This window comes from Clostridiales bacterium FE2011, assembly GCA_017569305.1.
Classification (GTDB): domain Bacteria; phylum Bacillota; class Clostridia; order Christensenellales; family Aristaeellaceae; genus Aristaeella.
The window spans coordinates 1,180,206-1,198,898 of the sequence record CP069418.1; the positions used below are offsets into that span (position 1 = coordinate 1,180,206).

The 18,693-nt window shown below is 53.2% G+C and carries 20 protein-coding genes; 12 read left to right on the forward strand and 8 right to left on the reverse strand.

Annotated elements, in window-relative coordinates; genetic code table 11:
• Positions 1-10: 10 nt before the first annotated feature.
• The 3 genes from JRC49_05645 to cobK are packed head-to-tail and all read left to right on the forward strand — an operon-like array spanning position 11 to position 2,667.
• Positions 11-622 (forward strand): precorrin-8X methylmutase, encoded by a 612-nt coding sequence (locus tag JRC49_05645; GenBank protein QTE72805.1) that lies wholly within the window; start codon positions 11-13, stop codon positions 620-622.
• Positions 619-1,935, forward strand: a complete 1,317-nt coding sequence (locus JRC49_05650) for a cobyrinate a,c-diamide synthase (protein QTE72299.1) — start codon at positions 619-621, stop codon at positions 1,933-1,935. The genes JRC49_05645 and JRC49_05650 overlap by 4 nt, the downstream gene beginning before the upstream one ends.
• A 24-nt stretch (positions 1,936-1,959) precedes the next feature.
• Positions 1,960-2,667, forward strand: a complete 708-nt coding sequence (gene cobK / locus JRC49_05655; protein QTE72300.1) for a precorrin-6A reductase — start codon at positions 1,960-1,962, stop codon at positions 2,665-2,667.
• Here the strand turns inward: cobK and JRC49_05660 are convergent.
• Positions 2,624-3,160, reverse strand: a complete 537-nt coding sequence (locus JRC49_05660; GenBank protein QTE72301.1) for an NUDIX domain-containing protein — start codon at positions 3,158-3,160, stop codon at positions 2,624-2,626. The genes cobK and JRC49_05660 overlap by 44 nt on opposite strands.
• Before the next feature lie 176 nt (positions 3,161-3,336).
• Between JRC49_05660 and JRC49_05665 the strand changes: the two genes are divergently transcribed.
• The gene (locus JRC49_05665) at positions 3,337-4,041 is read left to right on the forward strand and encodes an SDR family NAD(P)-dependent oxidoreductase (protein QTE72302.1); all 705 of its coding nucleotides are present in this window, start codon (positions 3,337-3,339) and stop codon (positions 4,039-4,041) included.
• Between the two features lie 124 nt (positions 4,042-4,165).
• Here the strand turns inward: JRC49_05665 and JRC49_05670 are convergent, their stop codons facing one another.
• Entirely contained in the window at positions 4,166-5,521 is a 1,356-nt protein-coding gene (locus JRC49_05670; GenBank protein QTE72303.1) for an MATE family efflux transporter, read from the reverse strand.
• 165 nt (positions 5,522-5,686) lie between these two features.
• On the opposite strand from JRC49_05670, the gene JRC49_05675 reads away from it, so the two are divergent.
• Complete coding sequence (locus tag JRC49_05675) at positions 5,687-6,406, forward strand: hypothetical protein (GenBank protein ID QTE72304.1); 720 nt, start codon at positions 5,687-5,689, stop codon at positions 6,404-6,406.
• A gap of 70 nt (positions 6,407-6,476) precedes the next feature.
• On the opposite strand, the gene JRC49_05680 is transcribed toward JRC49_05675, so the two are convergent.
• The 4 genes from JRC49_05680 to JRC49_05695 all read right to left on the reverse strand — a co-directional run bounded on the left by JRC49_05680 (position 6,477) and on the right by JRC49_05695 (position 11,151).
• Positions 6,477-7,988, reverse strand: a complete 1,512-nt coding sequence (locus JRC49_05680) for an alpha-N-arabinofuranosidase (GenBank protein QTE72305.1) — start codon at positions 7,986-7,988, stop codon at positions 6,477-6,479.
• Positions 7,989-8,009: 21 nt separating this feature from the next.
• Positions 8,010-8,861, reverse strand: a complete 852-nt coding sequence (locus JRC49_05685) for a carbohydrate ABC transporter permease (protein QTE72306.1) — start codon at positions 8,859-8,861, stop codon at positions 8,010-8,012.
• 8 nt (positions 8,862-8,869) lie between these two features.
• Entirely contained in the window at positions 8,870-9,790 is a 921-nt protein-coding gene (locus JRC49_05690; GenBank protein QTE72307.1) for a sugar ABC transporter permease, read from the reverse strand.
• 86 nt (positions 9,791-9,876) lie between these two features.
• The gene (locus JRC49_05695) at positions 9,877-11,151 is read right to left on the reverse strand and encodes an extracellular solute-binding protein (GenBank protein QTE72308.1); all 1,275 of its coding nucleotides are present in this window, start codon (positions 11,149-11,151) and stop codon (positions 9,877-9,879) included.
• Between the two features lie 235 nt (positions 11,152-11,386).
• On the opposite strand from JRC49_05695, the gene JRC49_05700 reads away from it, so the two are divergent.
• The 5 genes from JRC49_05700 to JRC49_05720 all read left to right on the forward strand — a co-directional run bounded on the left by JRC49_05700 (position 11,387) and on the right by JRC49_05720 (position 16,104).
• On the forward strand, positions 11,387-12,403 hold the full coding sequence (locus JRC49_05700) for a LacI family DNA-binding transcriptional regulator (GenBank protein ID QTE72309.1): 1,017 nt from the start codon (positions 11,387-11,389) through the stop codon (positions 12,401-12,403).
• Positions 12,404-12,602: 199 nt separating this feature from the next.
• Positions 12,603-13,388: a hypothetical protein gene (locus tag JRC49_05705; GenBank protein ID QTE72310.1), complete on the forward strand. Its 786-nt coding sequence runs from the start codon at positions 12,603-12,605 to the stop codon at positions 13,386-13,388.
• Positions 13,389-13,664: 276 nt separating this feature from the next.
• Entirely contained in the window at positions 13,665-14,495 is an 831-nt protein-coding gene (locus JRC49_05710) for a methyltransferase domain-containing protein (protein ID QTE72311.1), read from the forward strand.
• 5 nt (positions 14,496-14,500) lie between these two features.
• Positions 14,501-14,983 (forward strand): GNAT family N-acetyltransferase, encoded by a 483-nt coding sequence (locus tag JRC49_05715; GenBank protein ID QTE72312.1) that lies wholly within the window; start codon positions 14,501-14,503, stop codon positions 14,981-14,983.
• 77 nt (positions 14,984-15,060) lie between these two features.
• Positions 15,061-16,104, forward strand: coding sequence for a GNAT family N-acetyltransferase (locus JRC49_05720; GenBank protein QTE72313.1), 1,044 nt, complete (start codon positions 15,061-15,063; stop codon positions 16,102-16,104).
• A 100-nt stretch (positions 16,105-16,204) separates the two neighbouring features.
• Here JRC49_05720 and JRC49_05725 read toward each other — a convergent pair whose 3' ends face one another.
• Positions 16,205-16,831 carry an HAD hydrolase-like protein gene (locus tag JRC49_05725; protein ID QTE72314.1) on the reverse strand — a complete coding sequence of 209 codons (627 nt, stop codon included), beginning with the start codon at positions 16,829-16,831 and terminating at the stop codon, positions 16,205-16,207.
• Between the two features lie 147 nt (positions 16,832-16,978).
• Between JRC49_05725 and JRC49_05730 the strand changes: the two genes are divergently transcribed.
• Positions 16,979-17,413, forward strand: coding sequence for an acyl-CoA thioesterase (locus tag JRC49_05730; GenBank protein QTE72315.1), 435 nt, complete (start codon positions 16,979-16,981; stop codon positions 17,411-17,413).
• Complete coding sequence (msrA, locus tag JRC49_05735; protein ID QTE72316.1) at positions 17,410-17,898, forward strand: peptide-methionine (S)-S-oxide reductase MsrA; 489 nt, start codon at positions 17,410-17,412, stop codon at positions 17,896-17,898. The genes JRC49_05730 and msrA overlap by 4 nt, the downstream gene beginning before the upstream one ends.
• A 27-nt stretch (positions 17,899-17,925) precedes the next feature.
• Here msrA and JRC49_05740 read toward each other — a convergent pair whose 3' ends face one another.
• Positions 17,926-18,675, reverse strand: a complete 750-nt coding sequence (locus JRC49_05740; protein QTE72317.1) for a hypothetical protein — start codon at positions 18,673-18,675, stop codon at positions 17,926-17,928.
• Between the last annotated feature and the right edge of the window lie 18 nt (positions 18,676-18,693).

The window sequence follows — 18,693 nt, forward strand, 5'->3', positions numbered from 1 at the left end:
TGTGACGTTCATGGATCCCGCCGGAATTGAAAAACGCAGCATGGAGATCATTGAGTCAGAGCTGACTGTTCCCCTGCCCGAAGAGATCAAACCCATCGTCAAACGGGTCATCCATACCACTGCGGACTTCAGCTTTGCTGAAAACATGCGTTTTACCCCGGGCGTGGTGGAGCTGATCCGGAACATGCTTATCGCCGGCGCCACCATCATCACCGATACAAACATGGCCCTGACAGGCATCAGCAAGCCCTCCCTGGCAAAACTCGGTGTCTCGGCCCTGTGCTATATGTCGGATCAGGAAGTCATGCGGGAGGCAAAATCCCGCGGCCTGACCCGGGCCGTGGTCAGCATGGAAAAAGCCCTCCGGCTTCCGGGACCCAAACTATTTGTCTGCGGCAATGCTCCCACGTTCCTGCTCCCGCTCCTGAATCTGGACACACCGCCTGCGGATATCGCTGTCATTGGCGTTCCCGTGGGCTTTGTCAACGTGGTTGAGGTCAAGGAAAAGCTTTGGGCAAGCGGTATACCCTGTATCGTTGCAATGGGCCGCCGGGGCGGCAGCAATGTTGCCGCGGCAATCGTCAATGCATTGCTGTACGGCATTCCGGGGGTGCGCTCATGAGATTACTCATTGCCGGCACAGGCAGCAGCTGCGGCAAAACCACCGCGTCCCTGCTGCTTATGTCCGTTCTTCGCAGACAGGGCTTAACCGTCGCGCCTTACAAAACCGGTCCGGATTATATCGATCCCGGATTTCATCGTGTTGTCTGCGGGCGGCCTTCCCATAATCTGGATTCCTGGCTCATGGCGGATAAAACCCTGAAACGGGTTCTCCGCAACGACGCGGATATCAGTATCATCGAAGGGGTCATGGGGTACTATGACGGTCTGGATCCCGTTACTCTCCGCTGTTCCACCTGGGAACTGGCCCAAAAAACAAAAACGCCGGCCATTCTGACCGTGGACGCCTCAGGCGGGGCCGCCAGCGTCGCCGCCACCGTCAAAGGTTTCCAGTCTTTACAGGAAGAAAACGGCATTGCAGGTGTTCTGGTTAACCGGGTTTCCGGTCAGCACCATTATGATCTGATCCGTACCGCCGTGGAACACTACACGGGTCTCCCCTGCACAGGATACCTGACCCGGGATCAGAAGCTGGAGCTGCCTTCCCGGCACCTTGGCCTCATCCCTGCGGAGGAAACCCCGGATCTGCTCAGGCGGATTGATGAAGCCGCTGTCCTGGCGGAACAAACGCTGGATACCAGCCTCCTGCTTTCCCTCGCCGGACAGGCGCCCGCGCTTCCGGCATTAGCGGAAACAGGCTCTGCGGTTTCCTTCCCCGGTTACCGTCTTGGTGTCGCGCTTGACGAAGCCTTTCATTTTTATTATCAGGATAACCTGGACGCCCTTTCCCGTGCCGGTATGGAACTGGTGTTTTTCTCCCCTCTCCGGGATCAGCAGCTGCCTTCCGGACTGGACGGTCTCTATATCGGCGGCGGCTATCCGGAAGTTTTTGCTTCCGGGCTTTCCGCAAACCATGGGATGCTCCGGAGCATCCGCTATGCACTTTCCGGTGGACTGCCCTGCTATGCGGAATGCGGCGGCCTGATGTACCTTGGCGAAGAAATCGACGGTGTACCCATGGTCGGTTTCCTGCCTTTGCGCTGCCGCATGACAAAGCGCCTTCAGCGCTTTGGATACGTCACCGTGGAAGAAAAGAGCGGTCTCGTATTCCCCGCCCATGAATTCCACCATGCCCTTGCCGAACCCCTGGAAAACGCGTCTTTCGCCTACCGTATCCGGAAGGCTTCCAATCCTGAAAACGAATGGATTTGCGGTTATGAACGTGAAAAAACACTGGCCGCATTCGCCCATGTGCATTTCGGAGACAGGCCGGAATTAATCCGTCGCTTCTTTTCCGGTTCCGAAAACGTCTGACCAATCATCCCGGAGGTGATATTCATGGCAGTTACCCTGATCTTCGGAGGCACCTCTGAAGGCCGTCTGGCCGCGGAAAAAGAAAAAGACGCCCTTGTATGCGTCGCGACTGAATATGGTGCATCCCTGCTGCCGCCCGGTACAAACTGTCATATAGGACGGCTGGACCGGAATGAGATGCTGGAGTTTATACGCACGCTCCGTCCCGGCCGCGTCATTGACGCAACCCACCCCTATGCAGTCAAAGCCACCGATAATATCCGAGCCTGCTGCACGGAACTTGATATCCCGTATGAACGGATTTCCCGCCCTTCCGTTTCCGGTTCCTGGAGCACGCTTGTCCGCCATGCGAAAAGCGCGGAGCATGCCGCGCATCTTCTGACGGAAACCGGCGGGAACATCCTGCTGACCACCGGAAGCCAGACGTTGAGTACTTATGCCTCCGCCGTTCCGGTCGAAAGGCTCTGGGTGCGGGTGCTTCCTACCCGGGCAGCGCTGGAGTTCTGTGAGCTTGCCGGCATTCATCCATCCCATATCATTGCCATGCAGGGACCTTTCTCGCCGGAACTGAACGGCGCCCTGTATGATCATTTTAATATCCATGTGATGGTAACCAAGGATTCCGGTTCAGCAGGAGGGTTGGAGGAAAAAGTCCTTCCAGCCCTGGCCCGGGAAATGGACGTCATTGTCATTGATCGTCCTGACGCGAACCAAGGTGACCCTCAGCAATAAGCATGTTCAGCACCTTGGCTTCTCGCTGGAACATCATCGGGTTATAGGGACCGTGGATATCCCTGCTGTTCTTTTCAATGGCCGCGTAGGGATCCACAAATTCCAGCTGATAATCTTCTTTGGATTCATACCCGTCCAGATGCTGGGACACAACTGTCTCCTCCGCGTCACAGAGATAATAGTAGTTATCCTGGATAAACACTTCCGTCGGATCGCTGTCACTCTTCTGGATCCTGTGAACCAATCCGTATTCTTTGATCGTTTCCGGAATCACAACCAGTCCCGTTTCCTCCCGGGTTTCCCGGATCATCGCTTCCGCTGGATCTTCTCCGGGCTCAATTCCCCCGCCCGGGAATTTGTAGTAGTCATATTTCATGCTGTGGATCATGGCCACTTTTCCGTCCCGGATGATGATGCTCCGTGCGGACGGCCGGGAAAAAGAATGAGTGCATTCATCATAGTCATGTTTGTCCATTTCAAAAAGCAATCTCATTTTTCGTAACCTCCAACGTATTCCGCAGACACCAGCATTATAAGTCCTGCATTTCAAAACCACAACTGCCGGTGCTTTACAACACCTGATCATATATTTAATTCTTGATCACTGTTTCTTCATTCGGTATATTATGAGCATAGATCCTGTGTCTGAATTACAGAGGAGGAAAAAAGATGAAAACCGTCCTAATTACCGGCGCTGCCGGCGGTCTCGGCATCTGTCTGGCTCGTGAATACCTTTCCAGGGGCTGCATGGTTTTCGGTGTGGATGTAGTACAGCATCCCGAAACAGACAGCCTGCTTGAGGAAGCAAACGGGCAGTTCGATTTTTTCCGCGCGGATGTATCTGACTCAGCTTCAGTTCAGCACATGGCTGAGTACGTCGGTGCAAAAACTGAAGCACTGGATATTCTTGTGAACTGTGCCGGAATCATCCGGCCCGAAAGTGAATACCTGCTTGAGGACTTTGATATTGACGGTTCAATGAAACTGTTCAATGTCAACGTTCTCGGCCCGTTGCGCGTAACAAAAGCATGTATCGGCCTTTTGCGGAAGGGGCAGGATAAACTCCTGGTCAATATCTCTTCCGAGGCTGGCAGCATGACCTCCCACGCCGATTACATCAATCGTTATGATTACTGTATGTCCAAAGCTGCTTTAAATATCCAGTCTGTTATTCTGCAGCGTTACCTGAAACCGGAAGGAATCAGGGTATTGCTGTTTAACCCTGGCTGGATGCATACCCCCATGGGCGGTCCGGAGGCCCCAGTCGATCCGGCTGTTTCCGCACGGGGAATCGCTGATCTGGCCGAATCCCTGCGCACCAGGCCTGACAGCTACATGTATTGGAACTATAACGGAATGGAGCGCCCCTGGTAATCCCCGCTGAACCCCTTTATCCGTTAAATTAGCCCGCGGCCATACAGCCGCGGGCTTTTCAGCAATTCTTAAACAGTTGCTGAGAATTCATTATCTTTCAACACGTTGGCAGTACAGGTCGTCTTTATTCTTTCCTCATATGTCTCCAGATAACCATATACATTGTCGTAAAGCAGGCGGTCGCGCCGATCACCTGGCTGGCGAACTCCGCCCAGAAGACGCCGTGTACCCCCAGGCCGATGTTCGGCAGCAGCAGCGTCAGCGGCGCCACCAGTACAATCTTTCTCAGCAGGGAGAAGAAAAGCGCATACCGGGGATAGTTCAGCGAAACAAAAGTTGACTGTCCCGCCTGCTGCATAGCCATGAACGGGAAAGCCCCGAAGTAGATCCTGGCACAGACTACGGCTGTCCGGATCAGCTGCTCATCGGATGTAAAAATGCGGATCAATGGCTCGGGAATAATCATCACGAGCAGCCACATGACAATATTCACGAACAGTCCGCTCAGGAAGATAAAGCGAATGCTCTTTGATACACGCGGATACAGTTTCGCGCCGTAATTGTAGCTCATGACGCTCTGACCACCCATAACAATCCCGCTGTTGGGCAGACTCATGATCTCCCGCAGGGAGTTGATCAGGCTCATGGCACCCACATAGATCGTACTGAGCGGTCCGCCCCAGGTTTTGAGCATGATATTCACAATCGCCTGCGTAATGCTGTTCGTTACCCGGAAGGTAAATCCGGTCACACCCAGGCTCACAATTCTTTTCAGTTCATTCCAGTCCAGATGCAGTCCTGTCAGGCGAAGCACTGCCCGCCTGCTCCTGAGGAAGCCCAGCACCCATATTGCACTGGCTGTCTGGGAAACAACCGTTGCCAGCGCCGCCCCGCGGATGCCCATGTTCATCGTATAGATCATCAGCGGATCCAGCGCAATATTCAGGACAGCACCGATGAGAATCGTTCCCATACCAATCTTCGGAAAACCCTGGGCACTGATGAAGGGATTCATTCCCAGGCTGATCAAAACAGGTACCGTACCCAGCACATAGATCCGGAAATATCCCATCGCGGCGGGAATGGTCTCGTCATCCCCGCCCAGCCACCGCAGCGTCACAGGCGCCGTCAGGTACAGCAATCCGGTCAGGAGCAGTCCGATCAGCAGAAGCATCGTAAAGGAGGTGCCCATGATTCTTTCCGCTTTCCGGTCTTCCTTTGCGCCCCGCGCAATGGTTGCCAGGGTGGCTCCGCCGGTGGAAAAGAGATTGGCAAAGGCTCCGATCAGCGTAATCAGCGGAAAACAGATACCCAGGCCGGTCAGCGCCAGTGTTCCGCCTTCCGGCATATGGCCGATATACATTCTGTCCACAATGTTGTAAAGCACGTGAACAAGCTCAGCCAGCATCATGGGCAGGCCGAGTTTCAGGATGACCATGGAAACCTTCCCCTTGGAAAAGTCGCCGGTTACCGAAGCCATGCTTTCACCTCTGTGGACAGGGTCCATCACGTTTTCTTAGCTGCATATTCTATACGATTCGTTAACAAAAGTCCATATTCTGATCCACCTTACAAAACTGTAAGCTGAAAGTCACCTGAAAGTAAGATTCGTTTGCTATTCTTGTTGGCGAGGAGGGATGAATCAATGGAAACTTACGATAACATCATCTTGAAAAGAATCGGTTATATTCTGTTCCTGGTCGTACTCGCCGTACATATCTTTAATATCGGAGGCGGCAGTGCGGAAGCTGCGAACGTTGACAATACAGCCCGTAAAACTGTAACCTTTGGCGCTTATGACCAGGACAACAATCCTGACAACGGTCAGGAGCCCATCGAATGGATCGTCCTGGAAGAGAAAGACGGAAAATGCCTGCTGCTCAGCAAGTGCGGCCTGGACGCCGTTCCTTACCATAATGAAGACGGTACATCCACGTGGGAACAGTGCTCCCTGCGCCGCTGGATGAATAATGAATTCCTGCAAAAGTCCTTTACTGATGAAGAACAGGCCGCTATCCAGACTACAAAAGTGGTCAACGGTTCCAATCAGGGGGCAAAATTCAGTGTCGACGGAGGCCCCGACACTGAAGACAAAATCTTTCTGCTCAGCTACCGCGAAGTCTTCGTAACCTATTTCCCCGAACTGGAGGACAGACTGTGTGAGCCCTCCCAGACTGCCATCGCCAATGGTGTCTTTTACACCCAGGCCGGCGGTGCCTGGTGGCTCCGGTCTCCCTCTGACGATCTGATCAACGCAATGCTGGTTGATTATGATGGCAGTGAGATGTTCTCCAACATCCACTTCAACAATACCGCCTTCCGCCCGGCGCTTTGGGTAAATACGGAAGCCGTCGTATTGAAGTAATATCTTCCTGAAAAGCAGGAGCCTTTCACCGTAATGGGTGAAAGGCTCCTGTCTTTATTGCTCATCTTGTTCAGGGTTTCACAAACCGGATCACATTCCAGCTCAGTGCCGGCAGTTTGATTTCCGCTCTGCCGCCGTCGACGGTACCGCCGGGGCCCGCCACGGGCATGACGTTACCGGGATTCTCCTCGGTATTCACGGCCTTCACGTCATCATGATGCAGCAGGATATGCTCTTCCAGGCGCAGATCGCCGAAGGAGCGCAGGTCCAGATCCAGGCAGAAGTCTTCCTTCATATCCCGGTTCACGCAGAAAACCGTCACGCTTCCGTCATCACCCTGTGTGGCTGTGGCGTCAATCATCGGAACGCCTTCATAGTCCGAGCAGTCATAAACCGGCGTATCCACGATCGCCTTCAGGGCTGTGCCGCGGCCGTACCGGCTCACATGCAGATAGGGATAGAAGATCGTCTGCGCCCAGCATCCGCCGCCCTTCCGGGTCATAATCGGCGCAATCACGTTTACCAGCTGTGCCAGGCACGCCACTTTCACCCGGTCCGCGTTGCGCAGGAAGGTAATCAGCATGCTGCCTGCCAGCAAGGCATCCTCAAAGTTGTAGACGTCTTCAAGCAGCGGCAGGGCGGGGCCCCACTTCTCCTGCTTCCAGATCTCCTGGTCCTGCTGGTTGGAGTGATACCATACGTTCCACTCGTCAAAGGACAGATTCACCTGCTTCTTCTGGTGCTTCTTGCCCTTTACCGCGTCGCAGATGGAAATCACTGTATGGATAAAGTCATCCAGGTCCATGCTCCGGGCCAGGAAGCCGGGGGTATCATTGGTGGGATTGCCGTAGTAGCGGTGCAGGGAGACGTAGTCGATGTTCTCATAGCACTCGTTCAGCACCGTCAGCTCCCAGTCGCCGAAGGTGGGCATCTGGGAAGAAGAGGAACCGCACGCCACCAGCTCGATGGAGGGGTCCACCCACTTCATCATCTTGGCGGCTTCATTGGCGATGCGTCCGTATTCCGTGGCAGTCTTGTGTCCCATCTGCCACGGGCCGTCCATCTCGTTGCCCAGGCACCACATCTTGATGCCCAGTGGATCTTTTCTTCCGTTTTTGATCCGCATGTCGCTGAACTTGCTGCCGCCCTTATGGTTCGCGTATTCAACAATGTCCCGGGCATTTTCCGGTCCCCGGGTACCCAGGTTGATAGCATACATGATTTCGCTGCCGACCTTTTCAGACCAGTCGGCAAACTCATGCAGGCCCACTTCATTGCTCTCCGTCGTGAACCACGCCAGGTCCAGCCGTTTCGGCCGCAGTTCCCGCGGGCCGACAGAATCTTCCCAGTTGAAACCGGAAACAAAGTTTCCGCCGGGATATCGGACGATCGGAACACCGATTTCCCGGACCTTTTCGATCACGTCTTTCCGGAATCCCGCTTCGTCAGCCGTCGGATGGCCTGGTTCATAGATACCGCCGTAAACAGCACGTCCCAGATGCTCGATAAACGAACCGAAGATACGCGGATCCACCTTGCCGATCCGGTAGTCTCTGTCCAGAATCATGGATGCTTTTTTCATAGCTTTTTCTCCTTCCCCGGCTCAGCCCTTCACGCTGCCGGCAGTCAGTCCGGCAATGAAGGTTTTCTGGGCACACAGGTAAATAATGATAATCGGTACAACCGCCATCACCGCTCCGGGCATCAGCACGTCATACGCATTTCCGTAGGGAGTGATGGTCGTTCCCATACCGATGGGGATCGTAAACTTTTCATTGGTACTCAGCACAATCATCGGCCAGAGCAGGTTGTTCCAGCTGTTCATGCCGCTCAGGATGGTCATGGCGCCGAAGGCAGGAATCATAATCGGTACCATAATCCGGAAGAATACACCGTAATCGGTGCAGCCGTCAATTCTTCCGGCTTCCAGCAGTTCTTTGGGCAGGCCGAGCACATATTGCCGGAAGAAGAAGATCATAAAAGGCGGAACCAGGTACGGCAGGATAACGCCGAAATAGTTGTCCACCAGCTTTGCGCGGATCAGCATCCGGTACAGCGGCAGCAGCAGGATCTCAAACGGAATCATCATCACCACCAGGACCAGGGTAAAAATCAGGTTCCGTCCCTTGAAGTTATACATTGCCAGGCCATATCCTACCATGGAACCGAAGAACAGGCCGATCACGGTCTGGAGCACCATGATAATGACGCTGGATTTGTACCACTGCCAGTAAATACCGTCCCGGTAGGTATTCAGCGCGTTGTAGTTGCTGAAGGAGGAGACGCCCGGCTCAATGGACAGGCTCAGGCCCTTGCGCAGCATTTCCTCGCCGGGTTTCAGCGAGCTGCAGAACATGAAGACAAAGGGCAGCATGGCCACGCATGCCCAGATAATCATCAGGGCTGTTGCCAGGAAGGAGAGGGTGGCTTTCCGCTTGTTAATGTGCTTTCTCATTTTCATTTTCAAGCGTCCTCCTTCCTGAAGAATCCCATCAGCACCAGCTGGATCAGGTTCACAACCAGCACCAGTGCCAGGAGCGTCAGACCGACGGCGGATGCCATACCCATGTTGGCCTTGGTAATACCCACCTGGTACAGATAGCCGACAATCGTACGGCCGATTCCGCCGGGATTGCTCTGCTGCCAGAGGGCCACAGATTCCGTGAACATGGCGAAACCGCCAAGCACGGTAATGGTAATCACGTATATCAGGACCGGCCGGATGCCGGGAAGTGTCACTTTGAAGAATTTCTGTATGGGATTGGCGCCGTCGATTTCAGCGGCTTCATACAGGTCGTTCGGAATCGCCTGGATTCCGGACAGGTAGTAGATAATATTAACGCCCATCCAGCGCCAGAGGGTCATCACAATCAGGACAAAGTTACCGCTGTCCGCAAACATCAGCCACTGCCGCGGCTGCCCGCCCAGTGCTGTCATCAGTGCATTCACCGGTGCGGTATCCTGGGTGCCGAAGGCCAGGCGGAACACAATACCTGCCACGATAATGGATGTCAGGGCAGGAATAAAAAACAGGGATTTAAAGAAGGCGGATCCTTTGACAAGTCCGGAATGCAGGAGCACCGCAAAAAGCAGCGGCACAATCGTCAGCACGATCACGTCCCAGATCGCATAGCGGGTACTGGTTTCCAGCGCCTGGATAAAATTCCGGGAAAACAGCTTCTGGTAGTTTTTCAATCCGATCCATTCACTTGTTGTAGGACCGTCAATCCGCTGGAAGCTCATCATAACAGTGGAAACCGTCGGATAAAGGTAAATCAGGAGAAAATAGATCACAAAGGGTGCGACAAACACATAGGGCACCACTTTCCTGCTGGTCAGGAAAGCCGCCGCCCTGTTCGGTCTTCTTTGGGATACCTGCTGCATATCATCAGCCTCCGTCAGAGAAAACTGAAATAACCGGAAGAAGCCGACCGGAGGATTCCCTCCGGCCGGCCCGTATCGGGAAGTGATTACTCAATCGCGTCTCTCAGTTCCTGCGCGCAATTCTTGGCAATGGTTTCGGGATCGCCGCCGCCGATGACCAGGTCATAGGCCATCTGGCTCTTGACGATATCGCTGGCGGTCGGGAAGTATTCGGAGATGCAGGTGTCCGGAATATCATCCAGCACGGTCTTCAGCATATCAAAGATGTCATCACCGTAGTAGTCGAAGAACTTGTTCGGCTCCTTCATTTCGGGTGCGCCGTAAACTTCGGTCATGATGGGATCGAAGCCCAGGATGGTCCAGGTCTTGACGCAGCCTTCGAAGCTCAGGGTGGCATAGGCCAGCCACTGCTTGGCGATGTCCACATTGGCGCTGGTCTTCACAACTGCGGTGCCGGTACCGCCCATCTGCGCGGATTTATGTCCGCCGTCAGGCCACAGGGGCATCGGGGCAACCTTCATCTTGCCGGACAGGTCAGGCATATAGTCGGTGAAGCGGTTCAGGTACCAGAACGGCATGCTCACGGAAGCGAAGGCACCGCTGCCCATCGCGCCGTAGTATTCTTCGGAATGGTGGTTGCCGCCGGGGCAGGCAACAGCCGTTCCGTCATCCAGCATGCTCTTCATGAAGGCCAGGGTATTGATCACCACAGGCTCGTCCATCCGGACTTCGCCTTCGGGGGTCAGCCAGTCGCCGCCGTGCTGGTTAACCAGGGGATAGATGCTCCAGCAGTCAGCGGATTCCCAGGTGCACATCGGCTTGCCGGTCTTTTCCAGCACAACCTTGCCGGCTTCATGATAGTCATCCCAGGTCTTGATGTCCTGGTAGTTGATACCGGCCGCCTCAAGGATCTCGGTGTTGTAGAACATGATGGTGGCGCCGATGTGATGGTCGATGCCGTAGTACTTGCCATCCTTGGCATAGTTGTTGAAGCGGCTCATGACCAGCTTGTCCTTAATGGGCTCAACGATGTCGTTGATGTCCGCCAGCTGGATGTCGCCCTTCAGGTAGTTCGCGAACTGGTTGATTTCGATGTCCACGATATCAGGAGCACCTTCGCCGCTCTGCAGGGCAAGGGTCAGCTTGCTGTGCATATCGTCGTAGGGATAAACCTGCATGTCGATCTCAATCTTGGGATTGTCCGGGTTCGCGTTCCAGGATGCTTCCATCTCTTTATAGAGCTGGGTATGCAGTTCCTGGAATGTCCACAGGGTCAGTTTGATGGGTTCTTCTTCCGCCAGGGCGCTGCACATGCCCAGCATCAGGGCCAGCGTCAGCAGAACAGCCAACAGTTTCTTCATGGTTCGTTTCCTCCTCTGTTTTATTCCCTTTTTTGCAGGATTATCGTTAATCCTGTCCATTGATTTAATGATATAGGTTATTTGGTCAATTGTCAAGCGTTTTTTGACAAATTTAATATAAATCTTTTTTAATTGATTGTTTATAAAGAAGTAAGATTGGCAGAAATTGTCTTTGTATACCGTTTTATGATATAATATTTGTAATAACGTTAATCTTGTTCATGGAGGGATTTGTATGGCTGTCAACCGCATAACCCTCAGGGATGTCGCCGGTGCATGCGGCTATACCGTCAACACGGTTTCCCGGGCGCTCCGCGGGGATCCGCGGCTTCCGGAATCCACCCGGGTGAAAATCCGGGAAGCTGCTGTCCGGATGGGATATATCCGCAATTCCCTCGCCTCCACCCTTCGCTCAGGAAGAAGCGGTAATATCGCGGTTATCGTCAATGACGTTCACAATCTTCACTTCTGTAATATGCTTACCGTCATGGACAGCGAACTGCGCCAGGCAGGATACAACATCATGGTGCTGTGCATGGGCCTCAATGAAGAATTGGGCGAGCACCTGATCCGCTCCGCCATCTCCCAGTCCGTGGACGGCATCCTGTATTTCCCTTACATGAACAATCGCAGCCACATCGAGATCATGCAAAAGAACAACATGCCCTTTGTGCTGCTGGATCGCCGGATCCAGGATATCGTGACAGACAATGTCCGCTGCGATGACCGTCAGGGCGGTTTCCTCGCCGGTGTTCATCTTGCAGGGCTCGGTCATAAAAAATACCTCTTCATGTCCGGTGAAAACCGTTCCAGTTCCCAGATTGACCGTCTCGAAGGCTTCATGCAGGCCATGCGTGAATACGGAATCCCCGAGAGTAATATCCGGGTCGTTCCGGGTGAAAAGGTGGAAGCTGCCCTGGCGGATTCCACCCTTCGGGAGCTGCTGTTCCCCCTGGACTATACCGCTCTTGTTTCCTTCCGTGATGAGGTTTCCTATCCCGTCATGCTAGAGCTGGCCGACATGGGGCTGGAAATTCCCAGGGATATTTCCATTGTCAGCTTTGATCATCTCCGCGGAGATATCCCGTATCTGCCAAAGCTCACCAGCATCTTCTCTGAAGGACAGAGCGTCGCGTCCAACGGTGTACGCCTGCTGCTGAACCGTATTGAGCATCCCGATCTGCCGCCGCAGGTGATTGTCCTTCCTGTCCGCCTGTTTGACGAGGGCACCGCCGCGCCTCCCGTAAAATAACTTTATATCCGCTTATTCGGTCTTTATTCAAAACTCCTGCCTTCAACGCAGGAGTTTTTCTGTTTTTTTTCATTTTTCATTCTTCATTGTCATCGCATTAAACGATGACGTAGCCCCCCCTTACGAAACTGTAAGGTAAAAGTCACCTGAAAGTAAGACTTGTTTGCTATGCTGGTATCGTGGAAGGAGGTATGCAGTAATGGAAACTCATGATGTGACTGTTATGAAACGTATTGGTTATGTCCTGTTTCTGATCGTTATCCTTCTTTATATGTTCGGTGGCAGCGGCGAAGCTGAAATCCTGGATGCCGCGGAAAATGCCCGGACAATCCTCACCTTTGGGAAATATGAACAGGATAACAATCCGGATAACGGTCCGGAGGAAATAGAATGGATTGTACTGGAGGAACACGATGGCAATCTCCTGCTCCTCAGCCGCTATGGCCTGGACGCTGTTCCGTATAACGATGAAGGTGCGGAAACCACCTGGGAGGAAAGTACCCTGCGCAGCTGGATGAACGGCGACTTTCTCGAAGCTGCCTTCACACCTGAGGAACAGTCTGCCATCCTGTTTACTGAGGTAAATAACGGCCCGGATCAGGGACGTAAAACAGATCTTCCCGGCGGTGCTGATACCCTGGACCGGGTTTTCCTGCTGAGCTACAGGGAAGCCTTCGCAAAATATCTGCTTGGCGACGGAACAAGGATGTGCGCACCGACCAGTATCGCAGCTTCCCATGGCGCTTACCGTTGGAAAGAATACATGACAGATAACCGTCCGGGCGGCACCTGGTGGCTTCGTTCCCCCGGAAAAGCCCAGGGCAAAGCCCTCATCGTGGATTATGACGGCAGCCTGGCAAGCAGTAATGTGCAGCTGGTTAACCATTCCGTACGTCCCGCCCTCTGGCTGGATCCGGGTATGGAAGGCCTGGCCCTCCGGGAAGTGGAAACACCCTCTCCGGAAGCCGTCATGCCGGCAATCTGAAAAAACTGCTTGACATGGCAGCAACTCCGGGAGTATACTCGCTCCAATCTTTTTCGGAAAGGAGCTCTTCTCATGGCGAAGTACGCAGTCACTACCATGACTAAGAAGACCGCAGCTTATACTGGCTACGGTTATTACGCGTACACCCGTTTGAAGAGCAGAGAAAAGTAGATTCCGGAAAATGCGGCCGCATTAATCATGATCACTTATCTCGCTCGGGATAAGTGATCTTTTTTTATCCGGAATCTTATCAGAAAAAAAGTGAGGAGGAGTACCATGGATCTGCACGATTTCAGGGATGTTGCCGAGAACTACGACCGATATCTGGAGGTCATGTACACTCAGGGAACGGATCATCACGAGGGGTTTCAGGAGTTTTACCTGGATCTGGCCCGGAAATACGGTTCCGGCGGCGTGGTGGACGTTGCCTGCGGCACAGGTGCCGTGCTGCTTTACCTGGCGGAGCGCGGTATCAGCGTCGACGGTACGGATCTTTCTGAGGAGATGTGTAAGGTTGCTTCTGCCAAAGCAGAAGCTCTCGGTCTTTCCCTGAACATTATCCCCGCGGATATGACAAAATTCAGTTCCGGTAAAAAGTATTCCCTGGCCATCATCGCCCGCAGCGGTTTCATGCACCTGCCGGACCAGGCCCTGCAGATTGCCGCCCTGAAAAACCTGCGGGAGCAGCTGCTTCCCGGAGGCATCCTGACGCTCAATACCTTCGACCCCTGGCCGCCGATACAGGCAGCCCAGATGCAGACGTCTCCCGATGATTATTCCTTCCGTCTGGAATACGTCAACCATGACGGAAACCGGGAAAAGATTTATAATGCGATCAGTTACAATCCTTATACGCAGCAGATGAGCGGCAACTGGAAATTCGTTGAATACAACGATAAGGACGAAATTATCGGCGAAAGGATCCGTCCCCTGATGATGCGTCAGACAACGCGGTGGGAAATGTTCCTCCTGGCGCAGCTCTGCGGTTTTGAAGTGCTGGATATTTATCGCGGTTATAAAGGAGACAAGGAGGATCTGAAAGATCCTGCCTCTGCTTCCCGGTACCAGAGCAACCTGATCTGGATTTTAAAGAGAAAGGAACAGTGATTCAAATGATCCGGAAAGTTGAACGAGCAGATATTACCGAATGTGTCCGGGTAATCCGGGAGAGTTTCCGGACAGTTGCGGATGAATTTGGTTTTACAAAAGAAAATGCTCCCCGGTTCACCGCTTTTGCCATGACAGAGGAATGGCTGCTCTGGCAGATGGAGGGTGAGCACCGGCTGATGTTTGCAGATGTGGAAGACGGCATTATCCGCGGATATTATTCCCTGAAGCTTCTTGATTCCGGTGAGTGTGAACTGAGCAACCTGGCGGTTCTTCCGAAATACAGGCATCAGGGAATCGGGGAGAAACTGCTGAAACATGCGATGGATACGGCCAGGGAACAGCATTGCAAAGTTATCAACCTGGGCATTGTGGAAGAGAACACTGTCCTCCGGCAATGGTATGAACGCAACGGAGCGGTTCATACGGGCACGGAGAAATATGATTTCTTTCCGTTCACCTGCGGATATATGAAGTTCTGCCTGTAAACAGGAGCCTGAAGTCAAAATACTGAATTGATCTCCCGTTTCACGCTGCTAAAAAAGAGAAAGGAAGGATATTCCCTATGAATAAAACCGGAACACAGACCCTGGAAACCCATCGGCTGATCCTTCGGCCGTTTAAAATCGAAGACGCTGAAGATATGTTCAATAACTGGGCTTCCGACCCGGAAGTCACCCGTTTCCTGACCTGGCCCACACATTCCAGCGTGGATATTACCCGCATGGTATTGAATGACTGGATTTCTCACTATGAGGACGGCGATTTCTTTCAGTGGGCAATAGTCCTGAAGGAGACCGGCAGCGTTATCGGCAATATTGCTGTTGTGCACTTAATTGAGCAGCTTGAGGAAGCAGAAATCGGCTACTGCATGGGCAAAGCTTTCTGGGGCCGGGGGATCATGCCGGAAGCCCTGCGGGCTGTTATGGATTACCTTTTCGACACCGTCAGCCTCCATCGCATCACTGCCCATCATGATGTAAACAACCCCAAATCCGGACGTGTCATGGCAAAAGCCGGTATGCTGAAAGAAGGCATTCAACGCGGAGCCGGAAGAAACAATCAGGGCATCTGTGATGTCTGCTGCTACGCCTTGCTGCAGAGCGACCGCACCCCGGTGGAACGCCATACGTCTCCCGCTCCGGTCATTGTCCGTTTTGCCCGGGAAGAGGATCTGGAAGCAGTAAATAAACTGCGCAAAGTGGTTAATGATTTACATGTGAAAGGTAAACCCGATGTCTTTAAACCCGGTTTCTGCGACGAGCTGCGGGATTACCTTTTCACAATCTGGAAGGATCCCGATCAGGAAATTGTCGTGGCGGAAGCAGAAGGAAAAGTCTGCGGCTTTGCCATTCTGCACCATATCAACAGGCCGGAAAACCCCTTCATGTTTGAGCGGGATTTCCTGGATATCGATGAATTCTGCGTGGATGAAAACTTCAGGCGGCAGGGTGTTGCCAGCGCCATGATCCGTTTCATTCTTGATTTTGTAAAGGAAAAAGGGTTCAAGCGGCTTGAGCTGAACATGTGGGAGTTCAACCGCGGTGCCCTGGCTTTCTACGAAGCTGCAGGCTTCAAAACCTTCCGAAGATATATGGAGATTATGTAATCATAAAGGAAACTGTCACATTCACCGCCATGCGGTGAATATATCACAAAGGACGGCCATCGGCCGTCCTTTATTTCACATCTGCCGTCAGGCAGATATTTCATTTCCCGCAGGAGTCAATTTCCCTCAGATCCTTTACGATCCTGTCTTCCTGCCCCGTTGCCTCAACGCAGGTGTCCGGCGCCAGGAAAAGCAAAGCCTTCACGCCTGCGTCCTTCGCGCAGTAAACGTCCAGCGTCCGGTCTCCCACATACCAGGTCTGTTCCGGATCCAGGCCGTATTTCTCTACCAGGAACCTCACCCCTTCACCCGAGGGTTTGGGCGCAAATCCATACATGGAGGTTACCACTTCCCTGAAGCACTTCAGGACTCCCAGCCGCTCCAGGATCGGTTCGGAGGAACTTCCCCGGTGTGTATAGACAAAATGAACAGCCCCGGCTTCCTGCAGCCTTTCCAGCGTTTCCTTCGCTCCGTTAATCAGGGTGATCAGGTCATCCAGTGCGTGTGTATGCTTCTGGTACTGGGCGAACACTTCTCGCACCGTCTTTCCGCACTGACTGCCGATCTCCTCCATGTAGGCAGTGCAGGATTTCTGCTTCACAACTTTCAGGATATAATCTTTCGGATCATTTATTCCTTCATCAGCTGCCGTTCTGGCGGCTGCCTCAACAATCACGCCATAGGAATCCAGCAATGTACCGTCCAGATCCCAGATATACGCTGTCATTTCCGGTCACTCTCCTCCGCCGGCGTCAGTACCGGTCTTTGTCATTATACAGAAACCCGACCGGATTGCAAACCAATAACCGCGCACTTGTATTCCCGCCATCCTGATGTATAATCTCCATATACTGTTTTGCAGGGAGGGTTGCTCATGGCGCCGTATTCCCATCGGGTTCAGTACTATGAAACCGATATGATGGGTGTTGTTCATCATGCCAACTATATCCACTGGATGGAGGAAGCCCGGATCCAATGGATGGATCAGCTGGGGTTCCCGTACACGGCTATGGAGGAAAAAGGAATCGTCTCCCCGGTCAAAGCCATCTCCTGTGAATATAAGACTCCCTGCACCTTCGGGGATACGGTCAGCGTGGACATATCGGTCGAATCTTTCAATGGCGTCGTGATGACCATCCGCTATGTCATGCGAAAGAACCCGGACGATATCGTCTGTGAAGCCCGATCCGAGCATGTCTTCCTGACCCGGGAAGGCCGCTTTGTCCGGTTAAAGCGGGAGATGCCGGATTTCTGCGAGGCAATCGAAAACTCTATGAACACAGTAACAGGAAAGGAACAGGAATCATGAAAACCATTTATCTTGCCGGCGGCTGCTTCTGGGGAATGCAGAAGTTCTTTGATCAGTTTGACGGCGTTCTCCACACGGAAGTCGGTTATGCCAACGGTCCGGACAAAGCTCCCTCCTATGAGGATGTCTGCGCTGACAGCGGTCATGCCGAAACCCTCCGCATCGATTATGACGAAACCAGTATCACACTGGCGGAACTGCTGAAGTACTATTTCATGGTTATTGATCCCCTGTCCGTCAACCGCCAGGGACATGATGAAGGCATTCAGTACCGTACCGGTATCTACTATACGGATGAATCCCTCCTTCCGGAGATTCAGGCCTTTTATCAGGCGGAAGAAAAGAAAGCCGGCGCAAAGCTGGCTGTGGAGCTGGAGCCCCTCCGGAATTTCTTTTCTGCCGAGGAGTATCACCAGAAATACCTGGACAAGAATCCCGGCGGTTACTGCCATATCCCGAATCAGTATTTCAACCTGAAAAAATAACCCGATTCTTACGAACCAGGTCATCTTTCAAATGTATTTGCGCAGGCTGACCCACAGCCTGCTCTTTTTTGTTTCATATTCAATCCCGTCATATATGGCCTTGCCGAAGCCCCGAACCGAAAGGATATCTCCTTCCTTCAGCCTTGTGCTTTTATCCGTTATGACCCGTCCGTTCACAAAAACTTTTTCTGCGCCAAACAGCTTTTCCGCCTGTCCACGGGACAACCCCGTGAAGGCTGCCGTTATGGCGTCCAGCCGTTCCGAAATCACATTCAGCCGCAATGGTGCATACTCCGGCTGAACCTCCGGAATGCCTGTTCCGCACACCTCCGCAGTCACAGCCGTTTTGCGAACCTGCGTCAGGGAAGCGGCCAGCATTTCCGCCGCCGAGGACAGGCAGAAGAACCATGCCCGTTTCCCCTTCACCAGGATATCCCCGGTCAGGCTGCGGTCTATGCCCAGGTTCATGATTGCACCCAGATAATCCCTGTGTGACAGTTCCTCCGCGTATTTCATGGACTTTGGCGTCACCGCCACCACACTGATCGGCGGTTCCGCCGGTCCCGCGTCCCTTTCATCCCCCGCTACCAGGATTTTCCGTTCTGCCGCCTCGTATCCGCCTGTCAGGATAAAGGCATATCGGGCTGCTTCCGGACTGCGCAGCAGTTCGTCCTGTTCCGCCGGGGACAAAAAGCCGGAATACTGCCAGTTTCCGGTTCGTTCGCTTCTCCGGCACAGGTCCAGCAGATGCCGGAGCGTTGCTTCATTCTCGTTCATATAGCCTCGTTTAACTGA

Coding starts and splice junctions, on each gene's coding strand:
- JRC49_05645 (QTE72805.1), top strand. CDS start 11: ATGGATCCCGCCGGAATTGAAAAACGCAGCATGGAGATCATTGAGTCA.
- JRC49_05650 (QTE72299.1), top strand. CDS start 619: ATGAGATTACTCATTGCCGGCACAGGCAGCAGCTGCGGCAAAACCACC.
- cobK (QTE72300.1), top strand. CDS start 1,960: ATGGCAGTTACCCTGATCTTCGGAGGCACCTCTGAAGGCCGTCTGGCC.
- JRC49_05660 (QTE72301.1), bottom strand. CDS start 3,160: ATGAGATTGCTTTTTGAAATGGACAAACATGACTATGATGAATGCACT.
- JRC49_05665 (QTE72302.1), top strand. CDS start 3,337: ATGAAAACCGTCCTAATTACCGGCGCTGCCGGCGGTCTCGGCATCTGT.
- JRC49_05670 (QTE72303.1), bottom strand. CDS start 5,521: ATGGCTTCGGTAACCGGCGACTTTTCCAAGGGGAAGGTTTCCATGGTC.
- JRC49_05675 (QTE72304.1), top strand. CDS start 5,687: ATGGAAACTTACGATAACATCATCTTGAAAAGAATCGGTTATATTCTG.
- JRC49_05680 (QTE72305.1), bottom strand. CDS start 7,988: ATGAAAAAAGCATCCATGATTCTGGACAGAGACTACCGGATCGGCAAG.
- JRC49_05685 (QTE72306.1), bottom strand. CDS start 8,861: ATGAGAAAGCACATTAACAAGCGGAAAGCCACCCTCTCCTTCCTGGCA.
- JRC49_05690 (QTE72307.1), bottom strand. CDS start 9,790: ATGCAGCAGGTATCCCAAAGAAGACCGAACAGGGCGGCGGCTTTCCTG.
- JRC49_05695 (QTE72308.1), bottom strand. CDS start 11,151: ATGAAGAAACTGTTGGCTGTTCTGCTGACGCTGGCCCTGATGCTGGGC.
- JRC49_05700 (QTE72309.1), top strand. CDS start 11,387: ATGGCTGTCAACCGCATAACCCTCAGGGATGTCGCCGGTGCATGCGGC.
- JRC49_05705 (QTE72310.1), top strand. CDS start 12,603: ATGGAAACTCATGATGTGACTGTTATGAAACGTATTGGTTATGTCCTG.
- JRC49_05710 (QTE72311.1), top strand. CDS start 13,665: ATGGATCTGCACGATTTCAGGGATGTTGCCGAGAACTACGACCGATAT.
- JRC49_05715 (QTE72312.1), top strand. CDS start 14,501: ATGATCCGGAAAGTTGAACGAGCAGATATTACCGAATGTGTCCGGGTA.
- JRC49_05720 (QTE72313.1), top strand. CDS start 15,061: ATGAATAAAACCGGAACACAGACCCTGGAAACCCATCGGCTGATCCTT.
- JRC49_05725 (QTE72314.1), bottom strand. CDS start 16,831: ATGACAGCGTATATCTGGGATCTGGACGGTACATTGCTGGATTCCTAT.
- JRC49_05730 (QTE72315.1), top strand. CDS start 16,979: ATGGCGCCGTATTCCCATCGGGTTCAGTACTATGAAACCGATATGATG.
- msrA (QTE72316.1), top strand. CDS start 17,410: ATGAAAACCATTTATCTTGCCGGCGGCTGCTTCTGGGGAATGCAGAAG.
- JRC49_05740 (QTE72317.1), bottom strand. CDS start 18,675: ATGAACGAGAATGAAGCAACGCTCCGGCATCTGCTGGACCTGTGCCGG.